At 69.9% G+C, this 25,126-nt stretch carries 20 protein-coding genes and 2 pseudogenes; 13 read left to right on the plus strand and 9 right to left on the minus strand.

Going from position 1 to position 25,126, the window contains the following annotated elements:
* Nucleotides 1-96: 96 nt before the first annotated feature.
* Together ACQPXS_RS35530 and ACQPXS_RS35535 are read left to right on the plus strand one after the other, a co-directional pair.
* A complete protein-coding gene (locus ACQPXS_RS35530; RefSeq protein ID WP_433453548.1) occupies nt 97-456 on the plus strand; it encodes an ArsR/SmtB family transcription factor in 360 nt (119 codons plus the stop codon).
* A gap of 747 nt (nt 457-1,203) precedes the next feature.
* Complete coding sequence (locus ACQPXS_RS35535; protein ID WP_433453550.1) at nt 1,204-3,249, plus strand: N-acetylmuramoyl-L-alanine amidase; 2,046 nt, start codon at nt 1,204-1,206, stop codon at nt 3,247-3,249.
* A 609-nt stretch (nt 3,250-3,858) separates the two neighbouring features.
* Here the strand turns inward: ACQPXS_RS35535 and ACQPXS_RS35540 are convergent.
* The 5 genes from ACQPXS_RS35540 to ACQPXS_RS35560 form a co-directional block, all read right to left on the minus strand.
* On the minus strand, nt 3,859-4,554 hold the full coding sequence (locus ACQPXS_RS35540) for a response regulator (RefSeq protein WP_433453551.1): 696 nt from the start codon (nt 4,552-4,554) through the stop codon (nt 3,859-3,861).
* Nucleotides 4,526-5,662 (minus strand): sensor histidine kinase, encoded by a 1,137-nt coding sequence (locus tag ACQPXS_RS35545; protein ID WP_433453553.1) that lies wholly within the window; start codon nt 5,660-5,662, stop codon nt 4,526-4,528. The genes ACQPXS_RS35540 and ACQPXS_RS35545 overlap by 29 nt, the downstream gene beginning before the upstream one ends.
* A 181-nt stretch (nt 5,663-5,843) precedes the next feature.
* Nucleotides 5,844-6,344, minus strand: a complete 501-nt coding sequence (locus ACQPXS_RS35550) for a hypothetical protein (protein WP_433453555.1) — start codon at nt 6,342-6,344, stop codon at nt 5,844-5,846.
* 148 nt (nt 6,345-6,492) lie between these two features.
* Complete coding sequence (locus ACQPXS_RS35555) at nt 6,493-6,981, minus strand: hypothetical protein (RefSeq protein WP_433453557.1); 489 nt, start codon at nt 6,979-6,981, stop codon at nt 6,493-6,495.
* A gap of 59 nt (nt 6,982-7,040) precedes the next feature.
* Nucleotides 7,041-7,703: a hypothetical protein gene (locus tag ACQPXS_RS35560; RefSeq protein ID WP_433453558.1), complete on the minus strand. Its 663-nt coding sequence runs from the start codon at nt 7,701-7,703 to the stop codon at nt 7,041-7,043.
* A 328-nt stretch (nt 7,704-8,031) separates the two neighbouring features.
* On the opposite strand from ACQPXS_RS35560, the gene ACQPXS_RS35565 reads away from it, so the two are divergent.
* From ACQPXS_RS35565 to ACQPXS_RS35580, 4 genes are all read left to right on the plus strand, one after another.
* Entirely contained in the window at nt 8,032-8,427 is a 396-nt protein-coding gene (locus ACQPXS_RS35565) for a hypothetical protein (RefSeq protein ID WP_433453560.1), read from the plus strand.
* A 141-nt stretch (nt 8,428-8,568) separates the two neighbouring features.
* Nucleotides 8,569-9,177 (plus strand): carbonic anhydrase, encoded by a 609-nt coding sequence (locus tag ACQPXS_RS35570; protein WP_433453562.1) that lies wholly within the window; start codon nt 8,569-8,571, stop codon nt 9,175-9,177.
* Between the two features lie 80 nt (nt 9,178-9,257).
* A complete protein-coding gene (locus ACQPXS_RS35575) occupies nt 9,258-10,730 on the plus strand; it encodes a SulP family inorganic anion transporter (protein WP_433453564.1) in 1,473 nt (490 codons plus the stop codon).
* 206 nt (nt 10,731-10,936) lie between these two features.
* Nucleotides 10,937-12,910 (plus strand): copper resistance CopC/CopD family protein, encoded by a 1,974-nt coding sequence (locus ACQPXS_RS35580; protein WP_433453566.1) that lies wholly within the window; start codon nt 10,937-10,939, stop codon nt 12,908-12,910.
* Here ACQPXS_RS35580 and ACQPXS_RS35585 read toward each other — a convergent pair.
* The 3 genes and pseudogenes from ACQPXS_RS35585 to ACQPXS_RS35595 all read right to left on the minus strand — a co-directional run bounded on the left by ACQPXS_RS35585 (nt 12,897) and on the right by ACQPXS_RS35595 (nt 16,669).
* A complete protein-coding gene (locus ACQPXS_RS35585) occupies nt 12,897-13,064 on the minus strand; it encodes a hypothetical protein (protein ID WP_433453567.1) in 168 nt (55 codons plus the stop codon). The genes ACQPXS_RS35580 and ACQPXS_RS35585 overlap by 14 nt on opposite strands.
* 176 nt (nt 13,065-13,240) lie before the next feature.
* Nucleotides 13,241-15,735, minus strand: a pseudogene (locus ACQPXS_RS35590) (Pls/PosA family non-ribosomal peptide synthetase).
* Between the two features lie 502 nt (nt 15,736-16,237).
* The gene (locus ACQPXS_RS35595) at nt 16,238-16,669 is read right to left on the minus strand and encodes a hypothetical protein (RefSeq protein WP_433453569.1); all 432 of its coding nucleotides are present in this window, start codon (nt 16,667-16,669) and stop codon (nt 16,238-16,240) included.
* 354 nt (nt 16,670-17,023) lie between these two features.
* On the opposite strand from ACQPXS_RS35595, the gene ACQPXS_RS35600 reads away from it, so the two are divergent.
* From ACQPXS_RS35600 to ACQPXS_RS35615, 4 genes are all read left to right on the plus strand, one after another.
* The gene (locus tag ACQPXS_RS35600; RefSeq protein WP_433453571.1) at nt 17,024-17,614 is read left to right on the plus strand and encodes a hypothetical protein; all 591 of its coding nucleotides are present in this window, start codon (nt 17,024-17,026) and stop codon (nt 17,612-17,614) included.
* Nucleotides 17,615-18,021: 407 nt separating this feature from the next.
* Complete coding sequence (locus ACQPXS_RS35605) at nt 18,022-18,792, plus strand: methyltransferase domain-containing protein (protein ID WP_433453572.1); 771 nt, start codon at nt 18,022-18,024, stop codon at nt 18,790-18,792.
* 330 nt (nt 18,793-19,122) lie between these two features.
* Nucleotides 19,123-19,824, plus strand: a complete 702-nt coding sequence (locus ACQPXS_RS35610; RefSeq protein WP_433453573.1) for a methyltransferase domain-containing protein — start codon at nt 19,123-19,125, stop codon at nt 19,822-19,824.
* A gap of 347 nt (nt 19,825-20,171) precedes the next feature.
* Entirely contained in the window at nt 20,172-20,975 is an 804-nt protein-coding gene (locus tag ACQPXS_RS35615; protein WP_433453575.1) for a DUF2690 domain-containing protein, read from the plus strand.
* Between the two features lie 473 nt (nt 20,976-21,448).
* Here the strand turns inward: ACQPXS_RS35615 and ACQPXS_RS35620 are convergent, their stop codons facing one another.
* Nucleotides 21,449-22,375: a cation diffusion facilitator family transporter gene (locus ACQPXS_RS35620; RefSeq protein ID WP_433456093.1), complete on the minus strand. Its 927-nt coding sequence runs from the start codon at nt 22,373-22,375 to the stop codon at nt 21,449-21,451.
* A gap of 366 nt (nt 22,376-22,741) precedes the next feature.
* Here ACQPXS_RS35620 and ACQPXS_RS35625 point away from each other — a divergent pair, with 366 nt between their 5' ends.
* From ACQPXS_RS35625 to ACQPXS_RS35635, 3 genes and pseudogenes are all read left to right on the plus strand, one after another.
* Nucleotides 22,742-23,098 (plus strand): ArsR/SmtB family transcription factor, encoded by a 357-nt coding sequence (locus ACQPXS_RS35625; RefSeq protein ID WP_433453576.1) that lies wholly within the window; start codon nt 22,742-22,744, stop codon nt 23,096-23,098.
* A gap of 228 nt (nt 23,099-23,326) precedes the next feature.
* A pseudogene (locus ACQPXS_RS35630) lies at nt 23,327-24,125 on the plus strand (permease).
* 440 nt (nt 24,126-24,565) lie between these two features.
* Nucleotides 24,566-25,000, plus strand: coding sequence for a hypothetical protein (locus tag ACQPXS_RS35635; RefSeq protein ID WP_433453577.1), 435 nt, complete (start codon nt 24,566-24,568; stop codon nt 24,998-25,000).
* The last annotated feature ends 126 nt before the right edge of the window (nt 25,001-25,126 follow it).

Below are 25,126 nucleotides of genomic sequence, written 5' to 3' on the forward strand. Positions count from 1 at the left end.
TGTAGCCAATGTGTGCGCAGCTGCGCACATGTCGGCTGGATCTTGCCGCTTCCCGTCCGTATCCGAATCCTGACCCGCTGGCTCTAGGCTGGCACCATGCCTGAACGCGACCTCATGCCACCTGCATCCGATGTGCATCTGCAGGCCCCGGACAGTGCTCGGCTGGCCGAGGCGAGCGGGGTGTTCGCCCTGCTCTCGGACGCCACCCGGTTGCACTTGCTGTGGCTTCTCGCGCAGGGCGAGTCGGACGTCGGCTCCCTCGCCGAGCGCACCGAGGCGTCGCGCACGGCGGTCAGCCAGCACCTGGCGAAGCTGCGCCTCGCCGGACTTGTCGACACCCGCCGCGAAGGCCGGCACATCCACTACCGCCTCAGCGACGGGCATCTGCGCCGCCTGGTGATGGAGGCGCTCAGCCACGCCGACCACCGGGTCAGCGGAAAGGCTTCGCACGACTGAGGCGCCGCACGGTGGCACGGCGGCCCCTGCGCCCCGAACCGGACCCCGTCCGCCTGAAGGAGCGGTGTTCGCTGTGGTTCGGTGGACCGGAGGGCCACGGCCTGCCCGTGCGCCGGGAGATCCTCGTCGTGGGGCAGAGCGAGGATGGAGTGGAGCCGGCGACACCGTGCGGGACGTGCCGGTCGTACTCGACAACGCCGCCCTCGGATTCGGAACGCTTTCATGGCTGGTGACACTGCGATGCGGCCCTCAGCCACTTGGTGAGAGCGAGCCGCCGACTCGTCGGGTGAGCTCGCCGGCTGTGGAGAGGGCCTCCCGGGTGGTTGTTGTCCGCTGGTCTGCTTCGAGGGAGTCCATCGGGAAAGCGACCGCGAGACCGGCGACAGGGTGATGTGCGGGATCCAATGACGGGCCCGGCGATTCACTCCCGCGCGTGGGTGCACCGCGGCCGTCCTGAGCCCGACCGGGCCGTCGAACCCGCCTTCTGCGTGGTCGCGCCGACTGCCCTTTCCTGCCTGCCGCCGCCGACCGGGTGGCAGGAGCGGGCGATTAGTCCGCGCAAGTGACACTTGACAGGCCGACTCGCCGGGGGCGGGGGAGCGTGGGGGAAGTGGCCGCCGCCGGGGCAACTGCCTTGCCCCGGCCCAAACGTGGCGGTCTTCGGGGAGCCGTCGGCCACGGTCCGTGGGCTGCCCACGGGCGCCACTTCACATCCACTTCGCCCCCGAGTCCCACTGGAGGTCCCGCATGGGCGGACCTGTCATTGCCCGCGCCCGGGCCCTCGGACATCTGTACCGGATGGCCTGCCTGGTCGCGGCTGCCGCACTGGCGATTCCTCTGCTGGGCGGATGGCCGCTGGACAGTCCGCGGGCGGTGTCCGTAACGAGCCTGCAGCGCGCATTCTCGGACGCGGCAGCCGAGTTCCGGGTGCCCGAGCCCGTGCTGCTCGGTGTGTCGTACATGGAGTCCCGTTGGGATGCGCACGCCGGCGCTCCGAGCGTCATCGGTGGCTACGGGCCGATGCACCTCACCGACGCGCGGGCGGCCCTGGCCGGAGCAGCGATCCGGGGCCGGGCCGGTGGCGTGCCGCGGTGGCCGGTGGGGTCGGAGGGTTCGCGGGCGTCCCAAGGTGTGCCTCCGCCGGAGGGAGATCTCCCTGTCCGGTTGGCGACCCTGGAGCGGGCGGCCGGGCTGCTGGGCGTCCAGCCGTCCCGGCTGCGTACGGATGCCGTCGAGAACGTACGCGGTGGCGCCGTGCTGCTGGCGGCCACGCAGCGCGAGCTCGGCAGGCCGCTCGGCTCGGATCCGGCCGAATGGTGGGGTGCGGTGGCACGGTTCTCCGGCTCGACCGACAGCGCGGCGGCATCGGTGTACGCGGACAACGTGTTCCGGGTGATCCGGGAGGGTGCGGGGCGCACCACGGACATGGGGCAGCGGGTGAGGCTTGCGGCCAGCCCCGGCGTGCGGCCGTCCGCCGAGCAGAAGGAAGCCGCACCGCAGCCGCCGATGTCGGCGCCCGGGTACGGCACCGGCAGCGGTTCCGAGAGCAGTCTCGGGGGCAACGCCAAGAACAGCGCCAGGGTCGGGGTCGAGTGTCCTGCGACCCTCGCGTGCGGCTGGCTTCCCGCGCCGCGCGAGCAGTTCGGGGACGACCAGTACGGGAACCACGACATCGCCGACCGGCCGGTCGACCAGAAGATCGAGTACATCGTCATCCACGACACCGAAGCCACCCAGAACTCGATGTTCCAGACGGTGCAGACTCCGTCCGAGGCGTCCTGGCACTACACGATCCGCTCCAGCGACGGACGGGTGACACAGCACCTCAGGACCAAGGACATCGGCTGGCACTCCGGGAACCAGTTCGTCAACGCCCGCTCGGTCGGTGTCGAGCACGAGGGGTTTCTCGCGCAGCCGGACACCTGGTACACGGAGCAGATGTACCAGTCGTCGGCCCGCCTGGTGTCGTACCTCGCCAAGAAGTACGGCATTCCGCTGGACCGGCAGCACATCTTCGGCCACGACGACGTGCCCGGCCCGGTGGCCGCCAGCATCCCCGACATGCACGAGGACCCCGGCCCCTACTGGGACTGGCGGCACTACTTCGACCTCCTGGGCGCGCCACTGCGCGCGACGGCCGGCTCGAAGAGCGACCTGGTGACCGTCCTTCCCGACTTCGCCACCAACAGGCCGGAGTACACCGGATGCGCCGAGGACGACAAGCCCTGCGCGCGGCACGGCTCCAGTGCCGTACGCCTGTACACCGAGCCGAGCGAGAGTGCCCCGCTGGTCCAGGACCTGGGCAAGCGTCCGGACGGTGAGGACTCCACGACCGGCGTCTACGACATGGGGTCACGGATCTCCACGGGCCAGAGGTTCGTGGTCGCCGAGCGCCGCGGTGACTGGACCGCCGTCTGGTACCTGGGGCAGAAGGCGTGGTTCAGGAACCCGCCGGCGCACCCCACGGCGGTCGGTAGCACCGGGTGGATGGTGACCCCCAGGGCCGGACTGTCCGACGTCCCCGTGTACGGCCGTGCCAACCCCGAGGAGTCGGCGTACCCCGACGGCATCTCCGTGCAGCCCGACTCCCCGCTTCCCTACGAGTTCCTCGCAGGCCAGCGGTACGCGACTCAAGGCAGCGTGCTGGGCTCGTACTTCGATCCCTCGGACTTCGACAGCACATCGCCCGACCGCTTCGTGAAGGGACATGTTCTCTACTACGAGATCCAGTTCGGCCACCGGCTGGCCTTCGTCCGGGCGGACGACGTGGAGGCGCGGCGAATCACCGGGTAGAGCGTTCAGAGCGAGGCCCTCTCGGCTACCTGGCCCCGGCCCGTCGTCTCCGCGAGATCTGTTCCACGGATGGTCGACGTGGTGCTGCTGACCCATTGGGACAGGGCGATCTGCCTGGCCGCGGCGGCTCGGGACGTCCTGTGGCGCCGGACCGGCACGTGGCGGGATCCGGGCAGGCCGAAAGGGGACCTCCGCGGGTTCCGGCCACGGCCGTTCGTGAGGGCCTCGCGCAGCAGGGACAGGTGCGGGGCCACCGCGGCGAGGGAGTCGCCGCCCCCTTCCAGGGGCCTGTCATCGGTGTTCCGGTGGACCCGTGCCGCACCGACCGCGTCGGGCGTGGGAGTCCGCAGTGCGTGTGCGTCCGGTCCTCCGGGGATCGAGCGGCCTTCCACATGGGTTGCCGTCTCGCCGGACTCTCGGGTCGGACAGTGAACTTGGGCCATGGTGAAACCTCCGTTCATGGTTTCACCCTCGCTCATGGACGGCCCCCGCCACATCGTCCCCGCGCAGCGATTCCCGGCTACCACGGCTGCGGTATCCGGCTCGTCGGCCTACCGCGGGGACAGGCGATGGCCGCCTGCCGTCGGATCCGGGGCGCCGTGCCGATGTTCAGGCGGGCGCCCGCATGCTGCCGGGTTCTGCCGCCGGGCTGACCAGCCCGCACTGGTAGGCGATGACCACGAGCTGGGCACGGTCACGAGCCGCCAGTTTGGTCATGGCCCGGTTGACGTGAGTCTTCGCTGTCAACGGGCTCACGAACAGGCGGTCGGCGATCTCGTCGTTGGACAGGCCCAGGGCGACCAGGCCGGTGACGTCGCGTTCCCGTGGCGTCAGGCAGGCCAGCCGTTCGGGCACGGCGGTCAGGCAGGGTTCCGGCTGGGACAGAAACCGGGTGATCAGCGCTCGCGTCGCCGACGGGGACAGCAGGGCCTCGCCGTCCGCGACCGTGCGGACTGCGTCGAGAAGCTCCTCGGGGCGCGCACCCTTGCCGAGGAAACCGCTCGCACCCGCGCGCAGCGCCTCGGCGACATGCTCGTCGTCCTCGAACGTGGTCAGGACGAGCACCTTCACGCCCGCGAGGTCCTCGGAGTCGCTGATGAGCCGGGTGGCCTCCAGGCCGTCCATCTCCGGCATGCGGATGTCCATCAGGACCACGTCCGGCAGCTGTGCTCGGGCCAGCGCGACCGCCTCACGCCCGTCGGACGCCTCGCCCACGGTCTCCATGTCCTCGGTGGCGTCGAACAGCATGCGGAAGGTGCCCCGCAGCAGGGCCTGGTCATCGGCAAGCAGTACGCGAATCGTCATGCTCGTCTCTCCGATCCCGTACCGGGCCAGGGCGCAGCGGCAGCTCGGCGGTCACGGTGAAACCGCCCTCGGGGCGTGGCCCGGCGTACAGCCGGCCCCCGAGGGTGGCAGCCCGCTCCCGCATTCCGATCAGTCCGTGACCCGCACCGGGGTGGGGGCGACGCGGTCCGGCGGGTCCGTCGTTCTCGATGGTGATGGTCAGCTGTTCGGGGTGGTAGCGCAGGAAGAGCCGGGCATCGCCGGCCCTTGCGTGCTTGCGCACATTGGTCAGGGACTCCTGCACGATGCGGTACGCGGCCAGGTCGACGGACGGTTCCAGCGCCTGTGGGGTGCCGCTGCGGGCCTGGCTCACGGCCAGCCCGGTGCGTCCGAAGCACGCCAGCAGGGCCGGTATCCGCGCGAGGCCCGGCATCGGGTCGCGGGGTGCGACCGGGTCGTCGGACTCCCGGAGCAGCCCCACGGTCACCCGTAGTTCGTCCAGTGCGGAGCGGCTGGTGTCCCGGATGTCCTTCAGGGCGGTGAGGACGTGTTCCGGCCGTTGGTCCACCAGGTGGACGGCGACGCCTGCCTGAGCGTTGATCAGGGCGATGTGGTGCGCGACGATGTCGTGCAACTCGCGTGCTATCCGTATCCGTTCAGCCGTCACCCGCTGCCGGGCCTCCTGTTCCCGGGTGCGCTCCGCGTGCTCCGCCCGTTCCTCGACGGCCGCCAGGTGCGCGCGGCCTGAGCGCACTCCGTCTCCGACCGCCGCCGGCAGCGCCGTCCAGGCCAGCATCGCGGCGTTGTCCGGATCCAGCCACTCTTTTGCCGTGAACACCGCGGCCACGGACACCAGGGCGGCGGCCGAGATCGCTGCCGCGGTCCAGGCGGTACGCCGGTCGGTCCGCACGGTCACGTTGTAGACGGACACCAGGACCGGGCTCGTCGCCAGCGGGCTCGTGTGAAACCCGAGCAGCTGAAAGAGCACCCCGCAGCCGAGGGTGATCGCCATTACGCCGAACGGGCGGCGATGCCGCCACAGCAACGCGGAGCTGCCGACGGCCGCCAGCACGACAGCGGCCCATCGCAACGAGAACTGGTGCTGGTGCGGTTCCACCGAGGCGGCCACGACCGACAGCAGAACAGCCCGACGGTTCCCAGCGCGTGAACCGCGCGGACCCGGGCCTGCCGTCCTCGTCCCTGGCCGTGGAGCATCGCCATGCCACCACCGTAGGACCGGTGACCGGATCGGGCATCGTCGCCTGCGTACGCGGTCTTCCCGGGACCTCTGGGATGTTGAGGCGACGAGTTCAGGCCGCCGAGGGAGAGGCTCCGTAGGCGCTGTTCTCTTCGATCGTGCCGCCGAGCTTGTCGCGGGCGGCCTCCATGGCCGAGCGAGGGCTGGCCGAGAGCACCCAGCGGTTGCCGACCAGGTAGACGCCGCCGTACATCTGCGAGATGCCCAGCCACTCGCGCTGGCCGGTGAGGGTGTCAAAGGTCAGCAGCAGGTACTGGGCCCCGGCCGTTTCGCAGACGCCCTGGCGGTAGTCCTTTGCTTTGCCGGCTTCCTCGGCCTTCTTGCATCCGACGGCTTCGGCGAGCTCCTCCAGGGTCGCGGGCTTGGCGCTGGGCGCCGCGCTCGCGCCCGGCCCCGCCTGCGGTCCGCCGGGTTCGGTTGTCGTGGACTTCGACTTCCGTTCGCTCTCTTCGACGGCCGAGTCGGCCGACGAGCCGCTGCATCCGCCGAGGAGGAGCGTCGCGGCGGTCACGAGCGCCGGAACGGTGGGACGGCTGCGGACATGACGGCTCATTCGGGGGCTCCACGTACGCTGCGGGGGCGATCGGCCCCTGGGAGATACGCGAGAGGCGAGGCGCGCGTTCATGCGGTCCCGTTGTGGGTGGCGTGTGCGGTGGGGTGACGCTGCCGCTGGTCCGTTGTGGTGTCGAGCCGATGCCGGATCACTGCCCGGTGGCGTCACGGCGCCGTACGGCGAACATCACGGCCGCGATGGCGATGAGGATCGCGGCGAGGATTCCTGCCAGGATGCTGTCCGACCCTCCGTCGTGGTGCCCACTGTTCGCCCGGGGCGACGGGGAGGCGGCCGCCGTCAGTTCGAGGGTCGGCGCCGGGCTCTCGCCGCTGCCCTCCGGTTCGGTCCGGCGGTCGGTGCGTCCGTCACCGTAGGTCTGGAGCGACTTGTACGTCGCGGTGGCCGGGGTGATTCCCGCAGGCAGCACGACGTGCGGTTCGGTGATTCCGGCGGTGTCGGACTCCGACTCGGCCTCGAAGCGGATCCGGACGTTCTTGGCGAGCGCTTGTGCCTTGTCGGGGTCGACCTCCACGTGAGCGGTGGCCGGGACGGCGGTGAGCAGGACGAGGGCGGTGGTTGTGGCGGCCCTGAGGCCCCGACGGCGGGCGGTGCGGTGCTTGGCGCGAGTGTGGAACACGGGTGTCTCCAAGCGTGGGGACGTGCAGGGCGGCCGTATGAAGGGCCGCCCCGGCAGGGTCAGTTGGCGTGATCGAGCTCCGCCTGGGGAGGACCCCGCCGTGTCACCGCGTCTGCGAGCGCCGCCTCCTTGGGCGGTTGCCGGTCCGGCCGCGCGAGGGCGGGCATCGGCAGCCTCGGTCCCGGCGTCGCCGTGTGGTTGCCGAGCAGGGCCCGGACGGTCGCGATGCGGGCCCGGACCGCCTCGACCGTCGTCGTCAGGCCGCGCGCCAGTGACCAGCACACCGTGTCCGCGCGGTACAGCAAGAAGGCGATGACGACGGCCGTGACCGCGTGTACGACCGTCATGGCGGGCGAGCCGTGCAGACGCTCGTGCCATGCCTGGTGGGCGTCGGCAGCGTGGTGTGCGTGGCCCGGCACGGCCGTCGGGGCCTCCGGGCTGTGCGCGTGTGCGGTCGCCAGGAAGAGGTGCAGTCCCGCCTGCGCCGCCCCGCACACCGCCACCATCTCGGCCAGGGAACGCGGGCGCCGCGTGCCGACGAGGCCGACGGCGAAGAGCGCCGCGACAGCCATCGCGCTCTGTGGCCAGGGCACGGGTCCGCCGGCGGCCAGATGGCGGGCGCTCGCCCCGAGCACTGATCCGACGACCGCGAAGACCGCCGCCCGCACCACGGGCAGCGGGGCGCTGTGCGTCGGGGGACAGAGCGGGTGGAGCGTGGACATCGCCCGCTCATCATGGAGCAACCCCGATCTCGTCCGGAGGCCGGATCCCCGAAGTGTCGCCCGATCGGTAATCAGTCATCCGTTCCCCGCTCGGTTGTTCGCGGCGGTTGTGCCGCGGTTGGTGGTCGTCGCGAGGGCCGACGACGACCGATTGGGCCGACGGGGCGGTGGCGAACGGCGATGGGGCGCCCGGATGGGCGACTTTGCCCGCGCCGGGGATACTTGGGGATTTGATTACTCACATTTTGCTTACATGAGATCGGGCAGGATGAGAACTCGACTGCACATAACATTTCGTTGTCGGCCTGCGTAGCGTGTGGGGAGTCCCGTGGTGGTACGGCGAGTGGCGGCGGCAGTCGTGCTGCTGGCTACGGCCCTGCTGCTGCACCTGACCGTCCCTCACCACGGTGCGGCCCGGACGGTGCCGGTCGCGGTGTCCGCGGCGGAGGCCGAGTCCAGGAAGCATTCCCTGGAGCCTGTTGCGGGACGGGCGCAGCAGGCGCCGACCGCGCATGAGCAGTCCGGCGCCGACGTGACCGCGCGGCTCTCCAGGAATGTTCAGCCTGCGGCGCCGCCTGCCCTCGTCGACGTGCAGACAGCGGCCGAGGCCGACATGGCGGTGGCGGCCGCGGGGCCGTCTCGTGCCGGGACACCGAGAGACTGCCGCACCCCGTCCACCGGCGCGGCACCCGCCCTGAGCGCTCTGCAGATATTCCGCTGCTGATCGGCAGCGTGCCGTTCAGCCGACGACCCTGTCCGCCCTGCCGATGGTGCACTCTGCCGGTCGGCCGCAGGCGGTGGGTCCGTGGGCTGTTCGGTGCGCCCTCTTCGCGTCGTCGAATCCACGAAGAGCACGAGGCCGAACATGCAAACCCTCATCGAGCACGCCCGTACGTTTCCCGCCAAGGCCGCTGACGGCGGCCACGACCTCGCCCGGCTGGCCGGCGGACAGCAGCCGCAGGTCCTGTTCATCGCCTGCTCCGACTCCCGGGTGATGCCCGCCCTGTTCACCGGCGCCCGCCCCGGCGAGATCTTCGAACTGCGGACAGTCGGGAACATCGTCCCGCCCTACCGCCCGCAGGCCGCCTGCGCCGTGGCGGGCACCATCGAGTTCGCGCTCACCGCGTTGAAGGTGCCGGACATCGTGGTCTGCGGCCACTCGCACTGCGGCGCGGTCAAGGGACTGATGGACGAACGGAGCGTCCGGACCATGCCGCAGGTGAGCCGGTGGCTGACCCTGGCCGGACACCACCGCGCCGACAATGAACCGCAGTGGTACCGGGAACCGGGTGCGGACCCGGTAGAGGCCGCCCAGCGTCACCTGCTCACCCAGCTCGGCCATCTGCGCGACCACCCCGCGGTGGCCCGCCGCCTCGCCGCCGGAACACTGCGCCTGCACGCCTGGTACTACACCGTCGAGACCGGTGAGGTCCTCGCCTGCCCGGACGACAGCCAGACCTTCCGGCCCCTGTGAAGCGACCGGACCGAGTCCCCGCACCCGTCCGATCCGGTCGCCACTCGCGCGACGTTCCTTCCCCCACGCGAAAGAACGCCATGAACCCCCATCTTTCCCGGCTCAAGCGCGTCCTGCGCACCGACCTGACCTCCTCACTGGTGGTCTTCCTCGTCGCCCTGCCCCTGTGTGTGGGCGTTGCTGTCGCCTCCGGTGTCCCGGCCGAACTCGGCCTGATCACCGGCATCGTCGGCGGTCTGGGCACCGGCCTGCTGCCCGGCAGCAGCCTCCAGGTCAGCGGTCCAGCGGCCGGCCTGACCGTGCTCGTGTACGCGGCCGTCGAGGACTACGGGCTCGCCGCCCTCGGCGTCATCGTGCTTCTTGCCGGGCTCAGCCAGCTCGTCCTCGGCGCGCTGCGCCTGGGCCGCTGGTTCCGCGCCATCTCGCTCTCCGTCGTCCAGGGCATGCTGGCCGGCATCGGCCTGGTGCTCATCGCGGGCCAGCTGTACGCCCTGGCCGACAGCAAGGCACCCGGCAACGGACCGGCCAACATCACCGGGCTGCCAGGTCTGGTCGTCGACACGCTCGCCTCGGGCGCGGCGCTGACCGCGCTCGGTGTGGGTACCGTCACCGTCGCGATCATGGTGCTGTGGAAGAAGCTCCCGGGCCGCGCGCAGCTGCTGCCCGGGCCGCTGGTCGCCGTCGGCGCGACGACTGCCGCGACCGTCCTGTTCGACCTGCCCATCGCCAGGGTCCGGGTGAGTGGTCTGTGGGAATCCGTCCAGCCGCCCGGCTTCGCCGAGTTCGGGCGGCTGGCGGACATCGGGCTGGTGGGTACCGTCGTCGCGTTCACGCTGATCGCGTCCGCCGAGTCGCTGTTCAGCGCGGCGGCCGTGGACCGGCTGCACGACGGGCCGAAGACCGACTACGACAAGGAGCTGATGGCCCAGGGCGCCGGCAACACGGTCTGCGGGCTGCTGGGCGCGCTGCCGATGACCGCGGTGATCGTGCGCAGTGCGGCCAACGTCCAGGCGGGCGCGCGGACGAAGGCGTCCCGTGTGCTGCACGGCGTGTGGCTGCTGCTGTTCGCGGCGCTGCTGCCTGGTGCCCTGGGCGTGATTCCCACGGCGGCGCTCGCCGGTGTGCTCGTGCACGCGGGCTGCAAGCTGCTGCCGGTGCAGGAGCTGCGGCCGCTGTGGCGCGAACACCGGGGCGAGGCCGTGGTGTTGCTGGCCACGGCTGGGGCCATCCTGGTCACCAACATGTTCGAGGGTGTCCTGATCGGTCTGATGCTGGCCCTGGTCAAGACGGCCTGGGACACCTCGCACGTGCACATCGACATCACCGACACGGGCAGCGGGCCGGTGCGGATAAGGGTGGCCGGCAACGCCACGTTCCTCAGGCTGCCGCGCATCCTCGACTCCCTGGACCAGCTGCCCCGTGACCGTGCCGTGGAACTCAACCTCGCCGGCCTACGGCACCTCGACCACGCCTGCATGACCGCGCTCCAGAGCTGGGCCGACCAGCACAACGCGCAGAGCAGCGAGCCGGTCCGGGTGATCCCGGCGCTCTGAACCCCGTCTCGTGGCAGGACCCGCCGGGCGACGCCCGTCGCCCGGCGGGCGGTGCGGCCCGGCAGGCCGCTCCGCCTTCGTGAACGCGGGCGCGGGGACATCCGTAGGACATAGTGATGGTGATCCGTCGCGAAGCCCGCTCCCGGAGGTCACGCCCCTGCCACCAGGCCGTCCGTAGTGCGTACCGACCCCCAGGAGGCAAGCCATTGAGCACCCTCGCCACCCCCCGCCCCGGCCGTCGGACGGCAACGCTCGCACTGCTGGTGGCGACGATCCTCGGGGTGCTGCTCGCGGGGGCGGGCCCGGCCTCCGCCCACGCGAAGGTCACCGCCACCGATCCCGCCGAGGACGCGGTCCTGAAGACCGCGCCGCGACAGATCACCATGAACTTCACCGAACCGATGACCCTGTCCGAGGACTCGATCAAGGTATTCGACCCCCAGGGCCAGCGGGTCGACACGGGGACGACCGCGCACGTCGGCTCCGACCGTGCCACGGCCCGCGTGGCGCTCGAAAGCGGCCTGGCCGACGGTACGTACACGGTGTCGTGGCAGGCGGTGTCCGCCGACAGCCATCCCATCGGGGAGGCGTTCGTGTTCTCGGTGGGCAAGCCCTCCCCGACGAAGGCGGTCGGGACCGGCACACGGCCGGGCGGAGGTGTGGTGGGCACCCTCTACTCCGTCACCCGCTTCATCGCCTACCTGGGCTACGTCCTCGCAGTGGGCGCGGGAGCCTTCCTGCTGGTCTGCTGGCCGGACGGCGCCCGGCTGCGCCGTGTCCGGCGGCTCCTCCAGGCCGGCTGGTCGGCCCTGCTGCTGTCCACCCCGGCCCTGCTGTTGCTGCGCGCCCCCTACACCTCCGGGGAAGGGATCGGCCGGGCGTTGGACCTGGGGGCCCTGCGTGCCACCTTGGACACCGACGCCGGGACCGCCCTTCTCGTACGTCTTCTGCTGCTCGGCGGCACGGGTCTCTTCCTGGCCGTGGTCGTCGGCGCCGGGAGCCGCCCGACTGCCGACACCATGGACGGTGAGGAGGCCGCGGATCCCGTACCACGGCCCACCGTGCTCCGTCCCGCCCTGATCGTGTCCGGACTGTTCATCGCGGCGGTGCTGGCCGGCACCTGGGCCCGCACCGGACATGCGGCCGCCGGTCTGCAGACCGCGCTCGCCCTTCCGGCGGACGCGCTGCACCTCATGGCCGTGGCGGTGTGGCTGGGGGGTCTGGTCACACTGGTCACCGTCCTCTTCCGCACCCGTGCAGGCGAGAGGGTGCCACCGCAGGCGGTTGCCCGTTTCTCCCGGCTCGCCTTCGCCGCCGTGGCCGTCCTCGCCGCTACGGGCCTGTACCAGTCATGGCGGCTGGTCGGCTCCTTCGAAGCTCTCTTCGCCACCCGGTACGGCGTGATGCTGCTGCTGAAGACGGCGGCCGTCGCGGGAGTGCTGGCGGCGGCGGCCGGTTCCCGGCGCTTCACGGCTCGGCTTCGGGAACCGGCCAGGCACGAGGACCGGACCACGGCGGCGGCTCTCGCGCAGCCGACGGTCCATCAACCACTCGCCACGGCAGTCGCCGTGACGGGCACCTCCGCGCCCGGCACGCGATCCGGACAGACAGGGGAAAGTGCGTTCCTCGTCGGCACGCAGCCCGGCGACCCGGACGCACCCGAGCCGGGCACCGGCGCGGGCGACAGCGGCCCGGCGAGCCGGCTGCGACGTTCGGTCGCTGTCGAGGCCGCCCTGGCCCTTGTGGTCCTCGGCGTCACCACGGTGCTCACCGACACCACGCCCGGACGCACCGAGGCGGCCGCACCGGAGCTGGCGGCCGCGACCGCCGTCGCCCAGCCCACCGCCGTCAGCGTCACCGTCCCGTTCGACACCGGTGCCCGATACGGCAGCGGCAAGGTGCTGGTCGATCTCAGCCCGGCGAGCGTGGGCCGCAACGAACTGCAGGCCCTTGTCTATGCCTTCGACAACGGCATCACCTCCGTGCCCGAACTGCGGATCACCTTCACCCATCCCGAGCGCGGGATCGGCCCGCTCGACGCCCACCTCAAGGACGTGGGCGGCTACTGGGCCGCCGGCAACCTCCAGTTCCCCACGGCAGGCAAGTGGCAGATGTCCGTGACCGTCCGCATCTCGGACGTGGACCAGGCCACCGCGTCGACGACCATCACCGTCCGCTGAGCACGACGGCGCACTGTGCGGAGTGGATGTGCTGCCCGGTGCGGCTGCCTGCCGGGAGGGCCGCGAGCAGCACCTCGCCGGAGCGACGGACGTAGCCACGCAGGTTCATGTGGGCGGCGCGCAGCCGAACCCGATCGGCGTGCGCGCCGGTCATCGGCGGGTAGGGGTCGGGGGCCGTCCAGGCGGGCGACGGCGTCGACGAGGAGGCCGACCTCCTCGTCGGTCTGATCGACGACCGGCGTCCCGATCAGATGGGCAGGGGGGATCAGCGGGGCACGGACCGCCTTGGAGGCCGTGACAAGGCGGTCCGGCGTGGAGGGAGGCGCTTGCCTAGTTGATGACGGGCCCGGTCTGCACGGCTGGGTTGCCTCCCCACCGTGCCAGGGGCGGAACCTCTTCGCCCTTCATCAGGAAGGTGTCGGCGTCAAGTTGTGCTTGATCACCCACGACTGTGCCGTAGTGGACGAAGGCTCCGACGCCGAGGGTCACGCACCGGCCGAGCGTGACGTGGTCGGACTTGAAGGCGCCGTCTTCCTGGGAGTGCGACTGGATGACGCTCGCAGCGTTGAGGGTGCAGGCGTCTCCGATGGACACGAGGGTTCGCTCGATCAGCGTGCAACCGTCGTCGAAGACCCGGCGTCCGACCTTCGTGCCGAGCAGCCGCCAGACCATGGGCTTGAACGGGGTGCCGTTGAAAACCTCCATGTAGCGGTGCGATGTCAGCTTCCAGAAGCGTTCATGCGACCAGAAGGAGGGGTCGTAGATCGAGCAGTACAGCGGTTTCTGCGGGCGGAAGCCGGTGACGGTTCGTTCGACCAGAGTGAAGAACAGGACGGTGACCGCCACGCCGGCCAGGCTCGCAAGTGGCAGCGTCAGTACGCCGTAGGTGTTGTAGAGGTCGAAGGCGGCCACGGCGATGACGTTGAGCAGGACGAAGTGGAACCAGCGCGCCAGCAGGTGAAGGCTCGCGGTGAGCGCGTTGTGCCGGTTCTTGGCGGCGAGGCGCCGTCGCAGTTCGTCGCCTGCGGCCATGGCGTCGAACCGGGTGTCGCGCATCACCGTGCGCGGGATCTCGAAGCTGGGCGACCCCAGCAGCCCCACGCCTTCCCGTACGGGTCCGTCGATGGGCACCATCACCTTGGTCGCGAGCAGGCAGTTGTCGCCCGTGCGGCCGCCCGCGGGGTAAGCGATGTTGTTTCCCAGGAAGTTGTCCGCTCCGATCGAGGTCCTGGACAACCGGAAGGATGTGCTGGAGAACTCGGCGTTGATGATCGACAGACCGTCGGCCACCATCGTCCCGCCGCCGACCTTGCTCAGGTACGGGGTGTCGTGTTTGACCAGCGTGCCGAAGTTGGACCCGGTCTGCCGGACGTTGCGGAGGTCGTAGCCCAGGCAGCGCAGGTAGTGCACGATCGCGGAGCTGTCCCCGAACAGCATGGTGAAGAACCTGATGTTGGTCAGCCGCTGGATCGCTCGCTGGACGCTGTAGTGGAAGCCGTACAGCGGATAGACCCTGTCCGGCTTGATCGCGAGGCTGAGCAGGCGCGGCAGGGTGCCCACCAGGAGCAGACCCACGAGTACGGCACCGATGAAAGCCACCAGGGAGGCCGACAGGGCGGCGAGGACGAACATCGGGTCCGTGAGGGCCGATGACTCCAGACCCAGCAGTGCGTTCAGCTGCGGTACGGCGGAGAGCACGATGCCCACGCCGGCCACCGGCATCGGCAGATACACCAGCAGGATGGCCGCGAGCTGCCCAGGCTGTAGCCGGCCTGGCGCAGAGTGCTGCACGCGACCGGCGGGACGCTTCCGTAGTCGCTCGTCGTCACCTCTGCAGGCGAGCCGTGCCAGGACTCACCGGCCGGAACGTGCTGGCCCGGTTGCAGGGACGAGGCGTGGCCGAGCCGGGCGTCGTCGCCCATCACCGTGTCGATGTCGAGCACGGTCTGCTCGCCGACGATCACCCGTGCACCCAGAGTGACGGAGCCCGTCTCGATCCAGCCGTCGTGCGCCCGGTAGCAGGACAGATGGACGTCCTTGCGGATGAGCGTGTTCTCACCGACGGAGAGCAGGTCGGTGCAGACCGGAACGGTCCGGGACAGGATGACGGCACCCTTCCCGATGCGCGCGCCGAGTGCCCGCAAATAGAGCCCGTAGAGCGGGGAACCGGCGAGCAGCCGTGCCGGACTGGTGCGGATGAGAGACTTCACGCACCAAAAGCGCAGGTAGGCCAGGCTCCACACCCGTATCCTGCGGCAAGTGAAGCGGCCGACGAGCAGCCACTTGGCGACGACGGGGAGGGCACACAGCCCGAAGAACACCGCCGCGCTGAACGCCACCGCGCGCAGGTAGAGTTCGACGGTTCTGGAGCCCTCCATGACCCACTCGTAGCCCTCGATGGCGACCAGGCCGCCGACGGACGAGAAGACGAGGAAGAAGAACAGCTGCGCTGCCCCGCACAGCACGTACGGCACAGTGCCGAGCGGTGGTTCCTCCGGGGCACCGGGCGGTGCCTCGACCGCCTGGGCCCTCCTGGGCAACGGAGCTTCCGACGGCGCCTGGCTCTGGGCCGGGGACGGCTCGGTGACCGCGAACGCCGTCGCGAGAGTCCTGATCGTCGGGTACCGGTAGATGTCCTTCATCGACACCGCCGGCAGGCCGACCTGCTTGCGCACGCGGGCGCAGAACTGCGCCATGACCAACGAGTCGGCGCTCAGATCGTCGAAGAAGTGACTGCCGACCGGCACCCGCTCCACTCGCAGAACGGCTGCCAGCACCTCCGCGAGCTGGTCCTCAGTACGGGCTGCCACCGCACCCGTACCCATCGCGTCGTCCGTTGTCGTTGTCGTGGCGGCGACGCTCTCGCCGGTGCGGGGGCTCATGACCGTTCCCCGAGGACATCGAGGTCAGAGCCGATTCGTGTGGCCGGCGTCCGGTGCCCGCGTGCGGACATGGCAGTGCCCTGTCGGCCGAACCTTGCGGCGCCGGGGCGCAGATCGAGCCGCGCGCGGGTCACGGCGGCGGTGGGGTTGGCGGAGCGGTCCTTGAGACCGCCGGGCCGGAAGGCTTCGAGCACGGCGGCCCGGTCCTGGCCTCCCGGTGTGAGAGGAGCGGAAATTCGGACGGCCTGTGTGCAGCCGGCTGCCGCCGTGAGAGAGCGGCCGATGCCGCACGGGGGCATGCCAAGGGAAGGCTGGTGCATGATCAGGTGCTTTCTGGTGCGGGAAGAACGCCGTAGGACAGCGACTCACCTGGGCCCGCGGCTCCGACACGAGGCAGGCGGGCAGGCAGAGGTGAGGGACCCCTTGGGAGTCCGGAGGCGGTCTTCTAAATGCGCCAGAGGCAAAGACGCGTCTGGAGAGGCGCGCTACCTGGTGGAGGTCGCGGATCGCTGATACAACCGACCGGCTGCAGAGGGGTCGGGACGTCCACGGCCGTCGTCGCCGATTCGGCGGAGATCAGCTGTGGTGCACCCATCCAGGGAGTTGAACCCGACTCGACCACGAAGTGGTCGCCCGCCTGATGCGGCGCATGGTCGGCAGGCTCACCGATCGGCTCAGTGCTGTGCTCAACAGCTTCCGCAGGGTGCGGCACGTGATGGACGTGCATCGGCGAATCAGCCGCTGCGTGATGCCCGACCACCAGTTCCTGGTCGGTCACCGAATGAACGTGCAGGGGTGAACCGGCAATCGCGCAGAAGAACAGTGCGAGGATCGCCATCATCAGCGCTCGCAACCGTGCGTACCGGTTCGCATACACAGGTTCAACATAGGGCGGGGCAGATACGCCTGCCGCTTCCGCAGGTCCATCCGGGTTACGGAGCCGGCGCAGGACACTACGTACAAAGGCAGCCCGAATGCGAGTCCTCGCGGTGCCGTGCCACGCCCGGGGACACCCCGCGGCATTGACGTCCATTGGACGGCGGGTCTGCCGATCCGATGCCGGACGGCGACGGTGAGGGCACGGTCCAGATGGCGGGCGAAGATAAGGGCGCGAGGCCCGGGCCGACAGGACAGAAAGGGTGACAAGTCGCGCAGTAGGGGTCATCATGGCTCAGTGATGGGGGGAACATCGCGCGTTCTTGTTGTGCGCCGCCGTGGCCACGTGTCACCTGTGGCGGTGATGGCAGTTGCCCGCGCGGGGATGTTTTCCCTGCTGGGAACCATTGTCACGGTGATCGTGCATGACCTGGCCTTTGAATCGAACCCATCTCGGCTCGTGAAGGCGCTGGCGGCTTGTTTCCTGTTCGCCGTAGCACTGCCTGGTGCTGGGAGCAATAAGTCGCTCCGTACTCAAGTGCTGTTGGCGTTCGGCTGCCAGGCAGTCATCGGGTACTGGTTCGTCCTTGCGGACAGCTCTGTCACATTCCGCGAACACGGACTGCTGCCGTCTGCTGTTCTTGCAGGGTGGCCCGTGGTGATCGGCCACATCGTGCTGGCCCTGCTCTGCGCCGTCCTGTTGCACGGACTCGATGACAGTGTGCGCCGCGTGCTGTACGCAGCCGGGAAGGAGTGGTGCGCGTTGCGCGCACTGCTGCGCAGGCTGCTGGTTCCTGGCTGTACCCCCTATGAGGTAACAGAGTTCGGGGCCGCCCGGCGCGTGAGCTCCGGGCCGACCCGGGCTCCCCCGTCATCAGTTCTGCTGGCCGGCGCGGTGGTGCGCCGCGGCCCGCCGTTTCTTCCCCTGCCGCACGCCGCCGCCTGATCTGTCACGGGCGGTGCCCGTACGGCTTCCGGTGTGCTCACCCGTCCCTGTCGGGGACGGTTCTGTCCGCCATTCCGGCGCGCGGGCTCTGCGCGAGTCCCGCGGCAGGGGGGAAGTCCTTTGAACCGCATGTCACATGCGACGCGAGCGCTCGCGCCCGTCGTCGCGGCGGGCCGTACAGGCCCGTTCACTGCAGCGCACCTGAAGGTCCAAGGCCATGCTGCTGCTCGGGTCCTTGCTGAGCGCGTCCGTGCTCGCTCAAGGCGTACGTACGAGTTGTGCACGGAGCACGGCCAGGCGGCAATGGCCTGTCCCCGCTCGGACACCGGGTTCGGCTCCTCGGTTCCGGGGCTGTACGTCACCGGGATCCAGGTGGCGGCATTGATGGCCAGGGAAGGGGTGAACCGATGACGGCAGCAGGCAGGGCGAAGTCCGCCGTGAAGTCCGGGGCGAAGCGGCTCCTGGAGCGCGCTGGGTTCCACCTCGTGCGCAGCACCACCCCCCGTGGCGGCGTCAATGACTTCATCCCGTTCGAGCCTACGATGCGGGCCGCGCGGGCGGCCGGTCTGTCGGTGGGCGACTACATCGACGAGGTCATGAACGGGACGCCCGGCGCCACCCAGTCCACCGTCGACGAACTACGGACCCTCGGCGTCTTCGCCGCGGAGCCGGACACGGTGCTGGAGATCGGCCCCGGGTCAGGGCGGTATCTGGAGAAGACGCTGAAAGAGTGCTCGCCGGGCCGCTACGAGATCTACGAGACTGCAGCGCCCTGGGCGAGCTACCTGGTGGAAACATTCGGAGTGGTTGCCCGACCGGTGACAGGATTCAGCCTCGACGCGACACCGGACAACAGCGTCGACCTCGTCCAGGCCCACAAGGTCTTCAACACTCTGACCTTCCTCGGTTCCTGCCGCTATTTCTTCGAGATGGCCCGCGTTACGCGGCCGGGTGGCTGGATCGTCTTCGACGTCATGACGGAGACCTGCCTCGACCCGGAGGCGATGCGTGTCTGGGCGACCAAGGGCGGCGCGGGGCACGATTCGTTCCCGGCTGCTATGCCTCTCCGCGCGTGCGTGGATCTCTTCGGGACGCTCGGCTGCACCCTTGAGGCCGGTTTCCCGGCTCCCCTGGGCGTAGCGTCCACCGAGGTGCTCGTCTTCAGAAAGACGGCCTGACCTTCCGCAGGCTCTTCAGCCCGCCCGGCGGGGACTTGTCACGTGGAGCATCAGCGGCTCGGCGCACATGTCCCCGCCGGCCCTCACCGGCGCCGCTGACGCGCCACGAGTCAAAGTCGAGGCAGATCCTCGACGAGGTCCGTGACGGAGCATGCGCCTCAGGCTCTCGACGCATCTCCAGCCGGATTACGGCGTGGTCGAAGGTCCAGGCTCAGCTGCACAGGCCGGCTCACGCTTCCGCGCTTCTTGCACGGCCCGCAAAAAGCCGACGAACTTTTTCATGTAGGCACAATGTCTGCACTGGGTACGGCTCGTGGCGGAGTGAACCGCATGTTGCGCCCCCTTGGGGTGCAGATTGTCCGTGGGCACAGCGATGACCCGGCGATCCAGCCGTTCTTGTCGGCACGCAAGACATTGGCCGCGTCCCGACGGGCGGGAATGTCCGTCGAGGAGTACATCGACCACTACAGCGCTGCGCCCGGCGCGACCATGGAGACCGTGGACGCCCTGCTCAGGCTGGCGGATTTCAGCGAGAAGGTGGAGCGCGTATGTGAGATCGGCGCGGGGTCGGGCCGATACGCGGCCCGGGTGATCATCTCAACGTACCCTGATAGCTACGAGATCTACGAAACCGCGGGGGACTGGCTGCCTCGTCTGAGGGCGCTGCCGAACGTGGTCCTGCAACCCGCCGACGGGCACACACTGAGCGCCACTCCGGCCGGGTCGGTGGATCTCGTGCACGCGCACAAGGTGTTCGTCTACCTGCCGTTGGTTGTGACCATCGGCTGTCTCGACGAAATGGCCCGGGTCGTGCGCCCAGGCGGAGTCGTCGCATTCGACGTGGTGAACGAGGACTGCCTCGATGACGAGATGACCGAGAACTGGGTGGCGAGCGGGGCGACTTTGTACAGCATGATCTCGCGTTCGTGGCTGCTCAAGCGCCTGGCTCAGCGGGGCCTGTCCTTGCTGGGGAGCCATTTCGTGCCGCTCAGTGGCGGGCGGACCGAACTGCTCGTGTTCCGTCGAGCGTAAGCACGGTGGTAGTCCGGGCGATCGGAACATCGTCGCCCGGACGTGGACCAGGCCAACGCCACGACTACCGTCACCGTCCGCTGAGCATATCGGCGGACGGTGCGGAGTGGCCGTGCCGCCTCGTGCGGCTGCTCGCTCACGCACAGCTGCCGACGTCGCATCCGCGACCTATCCGTACGCCCAACCGACGTCCTCCCCCGTCCGGGTGAGGGCAAGTGCTTGCACCGCGGCCTTGGGCAGACTCCGACCAACCGGTACGCATAGACCTTATCGGCGTCTTTTGCGTGGAGTCTCGCTGCACCTTCGGAAGGCCGAAGTGGCGAGGGCAATGGGAGGGCGACGTAACAGTGGAGCAGCCATCACTTCCCGGTGCCTCTCGCGGGGCGACCGCCGTTCTCGCGGAGGAGCTGCGCGGGCTCAGAGAGCAAGCCGGGCTCAGCTTGGCGGCGCTCGCCTCGCGTACGCCGTTCAGCAAGTCCGCATGGCATCGCTACCTGACTGGAAGCCACCTTCCAACGCGCTCGGCGGTGGAGACGCTCGCTCGCCTGGCGGGCACAAGTCCGATGCGCGCACTTGAACTGTGGGAGGCCGCAGCTGTCGCGTCCCACAGGATCGGCGGCGTCGCAGCCGGCTCATCGAACCACGAGGCGGCGGAACGTCCGGCCCAGACGGCTTTGGACCAAAGGCGTCGCTTCTGGCCTCTGAAGCGGATCGCGGTCGTGTCGGTGATCACGGTGTTCAGTGTCGGCGGTGCGGTCGCTGCGACACGGCTGTTGCCCACCGCCCGCAATACGTCGCAGGCCCTGGGTGTGCACTGCCATGCCAAAGCCTGTGAGGGACGGCTGCCGGACTTCTCCGTCTGTGTAAGGGACGCGCGCACCGTGAGCTCCATCGTCGACCCGGCATTCGTCCTGAGGCTGCGGTTCTCACCTGGCTGTGGAGCCGCCTGGGCCGAGATTCAGATTCACGCGTCAGAGGGCCGGCAGGTTTCGGTCCGCTCGGGGCGCGACGAATTCTCCGCCTCCTACCCGGGGGACGGGGATGGTTACAGCAGCCCGATGGCCGCGGTGTCGAGCCCGCGAGGCGTTGTGGCCTGTGCCGAAGCCCATGGCAAGGTGGTCTGTACCGGCCTCGACGGCCCGAATGAGTGAGAGCCGCAGGGGCAGCGGCAGGGGCAGGAGTAGGGCGCCCCGCCACGCAGTCACAGACCGACAGACCGGCTGCCCGCATCGTTGCCCCGAACGGGATGAAGTCGTCGACACGCCCAGGTTGTTGGTGCTGCGCACGATGTCGAATCCAGCACGCCCCCAGGAGCCGCTCGACCCCCAACTTCAAATGCTGACGTTCCCCTGTCCGCTGCCCGCATAAGACATGTCCTCAGATCGTTTCCCTCAATATCCGCATAAGATTACGGGAGCAGACCACACAGCGAGACGGCGAACTGGCTACGCGGCCGTCGAGGGCCGGTTCACGGCGCTGGAGTCTCGCGCCCGATGTGTGCCTTCCGGGTAGGACTGATTGTCGATCCTTGGTGGGCGGTGCCTCTGGTTCGGGTGGCGCTCGGGCAGCCCGCCGGTGCCTCGCCGTCGAGCGTGATGGAGCCCGAACTGGTCGGGCGCCGGGCTCAGGCGTGGCTGTGGTGGGCGAGGGCCGCGTGCGGATCGTTCCCGTGAGCCTTGTGGTCGGTGTGGACCGTGGCGGCGGTCAGCCGGGGCACGGCGTGGATGAGGGCGTGTTCGGAGGCGACGGCCAGTTCGTGGGCCTTCACGACGGTCAGGTGCGGGTCGACCACGATGTCGGCCTCGGCGCGCAGGGCGTGGCCGATCCAGCGCATCCGGACCTGGCCGACGTCGAGCACGCCGTCCACGCCGCGCAGGGCGTCCTCTGCGGTGTCGACGAGCTTGGGGTCGACGGAGTCCATCAGGCGGCGGTAGACCTCGCGGGCCGCGTCCTTGAGGACCATCAGGATGGCGACGGTGATCAGGAGGCCGACGACAGGGTCGGCCCAGCGCCAGCCGATGGCCACGCCTCCGGCGCCGAAGAGGACGGCGAGGGAGGTGAAGCCGTCGGTGCGGGCGTGCAGTCCGTCGGCGACCAGGGCGGCGGAGCCGATACGGCGGCCGGTGGTGATGCGGTAGCGGGCGACCCATTCGTTGCCGATGAATCCGACGAGGGCGGCGATGGCGACGGCCCACAGGTGGGTGATGTCGCGGGGGTTGAGGAGGCGGTCGATCGCCTCGTAGGCGGCCACGGCCGAGGAGGCGGCGATGGTCAGGACGATGGCGATGCCGGCGAGGTCCTCGGCGCGGCCGTAGCCGTAGGTGTAGCGGCGGTTGGCGGCGCGGCGGCCGACGACGAAGGCGATGCCGAGGGGGACGGCGGTCAGGGCGTCGGCGGCGTTGTGGATGGTGTCGCCGAGCAGGGCCACGGACCCGGATATGGCCACGATGACGGCCTGGATGACCGTGGTCAGGCCGAGGATGCCGAGGGAGAGCCACAGGGTGCGCATGCCCTCGCGGGACGTCTCCATGGCCGAGTCGACCTTGTCCATGGCCTCGTGGCTGTGCGGGGTGACGAAGTGCGAGAGCCGGTGGCGGAGCTTGGACCAGCCGCTGCCGTGATCGTGATCATGGTCGTGCCCGTGGTCGTGCGTGTGATCACCGTGGTCGTGCTTGGCGCCGCCGTGGTCATGGGCGGTGTCGGCGGAGCGCGGATGGTCGTGCTCGCCGTCGTGGCGGTGGGTGACGGGAGCCGTGCCGCCGTGGCTGTCGTGGCTGTGGCTGCCGTGATCGTGATCGTCGTGGTCGTGCGTCGTGTGTGCATGGGTCTGTTCGTTCACGGTCGATCTCCCCTCTCGGTATTCGGGGGTGTCCTGTCGGGCTGGACTCTTCCCCGCCTATCCCGTCATTATGTGCGCATGAGTGCACGCATGCATCTATCAGATGCGCACGGATCGCAGGAGCCAGACGAAAGCGAGCGGCTCGCGGTGGCTGTGGAGGTGTTGGGGCTGCTCGCCGACCGCACCCGCCTGGCACTGCTGCGGCGCCTGGGCGAGGGCGAGGCCGACGTCACGACGCTGACCGAGTCCGTCGACACCTCGCGGACATCGGTCAGCCAGCATCTGGCACGACTGCGTCTGGCCGGCCTGGTGAGCACCCGTAAGGAAGGGCGCCGGGTCGTCTACGTGCTGCGCCACGGCCATCTGCGTCGCCTCGTCGACGAGGCCCTTCAGGTGGCGGACCATATGATCGGTCGCCTGCCGCCCCACGACTGACCGGTGCTCCCGCGGGGCCCGCCCATGACGTACTCACAGTTTCCCGTAGGCAGGGGCACAGCCGCCACCGCCAGCCTCCGTCGGGCGCCACGGCGGCGTGGTTCAGGCAGCGGGAGCAGGCGGGATCCGGCCGACGGCATACGGCTGCTCCTCCGGGCCCTTGTCCACATCATGCTCGGCGGTGCCGCCCTCATCGTCATCGCGACGGTCGTCTCCGTGGTCGGCCCGATGCTCGCGATCGACCTCTACACCCCGCCCGTGGCCGCCTGGTGGACCGTCTTCACGGCGATCGCCGTCCAGGGCGTGCCGTTCCTCCTCCTCGGCACCCTCGTGTCAGCGGCCATCGGTGCCTTCGTACCGGAACGGGTCTTCAGCCGGCTCCTGCCGCGCAACCCGGCGCTTGCCGTGCCGGTCGCGGGTATGGCCGGTGCCGTACTGCCCGGATGCGAGTGCGCGTCGGTTCCCGTCGCCGACAGTCTGATGCGGCGCGGTGTCACCCCGGCCGCGGCGCTCGCCTTCTTTCTCTCCGCGCCCGCGATCAACCCGGTCGTACTGGTCGCGACCTCCCTCGCCTTCCCGAGCGATCCCGTGATGGTCGTGGCCCGGCTGATCGCCTCGCTCGCCACGGCCGTCGTCATGGGCTGGCTGTGGGTGCGGTCCGGGCGGGAGCAGTGGCTGCCCCGACGGGTGCGTACGACGTCGCAGGCGCCCTCGGCCGGCGGGCGCCTGGGTGCCTTCCGGGCCGGCCTGCAGCACGACTTCCTGCACGTCGGCGGCTTTCTGGTGGTGGGCGCGGCTGCCGCGGCGATCACCGTGGCTGTCGGTGCCGCTGCTGGCCGCCCTGGCCGTGGTGCTGTGCGTGTGCAGCGAGGCCGACGCTTTCGTCGCCGACTCGCTGAGCGGGTTCTCGCCGATGGCGCGGCTCGCGTTCATGGTGGTCGGCCCGATGGTCGACCTGAAACCGATCGCACTCCAGGCGGGCACCTTCGGGCGCTCCTTCGCCGTGCCATTCTCGTCCGCCACCTGAGTGGTGGCCTTGCTGAGCAGCGTGCTCGTGGGGTTGTGGCTGTTGTGAGGCGATACGGTCCGGCGCTGGTGCTGCTCCTCTGTGGCGCGGCGGTCCGGCGGATCACGCTCTTCAGCGAGCCCCTGCCGAAGGGCGACCCGGTCGAGATCACGCTCCGCGAGTTCACCTCCCGCGCCATGTACGACAGCGAGAGGACCATGAAGGGCCGTACGTTCCGGATGACGGGGTTCGTCACCAGGGACGGTGACACGCCGACTCCTGGGTCACGGTCACCGGCACCTGGATCCCCAAGGGCAAGCTCGGCACGGACAGCGCATGGCCGCCCGCGCTGCGCGGGGTGTCCGTCAAACGGGTGAAACAGTCGGAGAGCCCCTACGAGAAGCGGTAGCGCCGAGCCGCCCTGATATGACACATAGTAATTATCTGACTACGATGTGTATGTGATCGGACCGCGGATCGCTGTGAGGACCGCCTGGCCTTCGGGCCGGGCCGGTCAGCTGCTCGGTCTTGTCCTGCTGATCACGGTTCATCTCGCGGGCCACACGCACGGAGCCGCCTTCGAGGGCAGGCACGTGGACGTGGCCGGCGTGAAGCGTGCCCACGACACGGACGTGGACACCGGGGAGGCCCTCGCGGGTACCCCAGGACATCACCATCACCATCACCCGGGCGCGCACATCGACCATGCGGTGGACCGTCCGCGCGCCGTGTCCGCAGACGCCACCGACTCCGCGCCGGTTCCCGACGCGGTCGCCGCGATTCCGGTCACCGTCCCGGCGCCTGTCCGTGTCGGCACAACCAGGGATCCGCCGCCCGGTCCTCGTTCCGCGTACGGCCGTTCCGCGCTCGCGCTCCACTGCGTCTGGCGGCAGTAGACGCCACCCGCACACCCTGACCCCTCCGGGGCCGGCTTGCCGGCACGTCCCGGCGAGGGGTGTGCCCGCACGCCCCGACCTGACGAGGGGTGTGCCCGTGCGTCCGCTGAACCACCAGTAGCGCGC

Source organism: Streptomyces sp. CA-142005 (genome assembly GCF_050942335.1).
Taxonomy (GTDB): Bacteria; Actinomycetota; Actinomycetes; order Streptomycetales; family Streptomycetaceae; genus Streptomyces.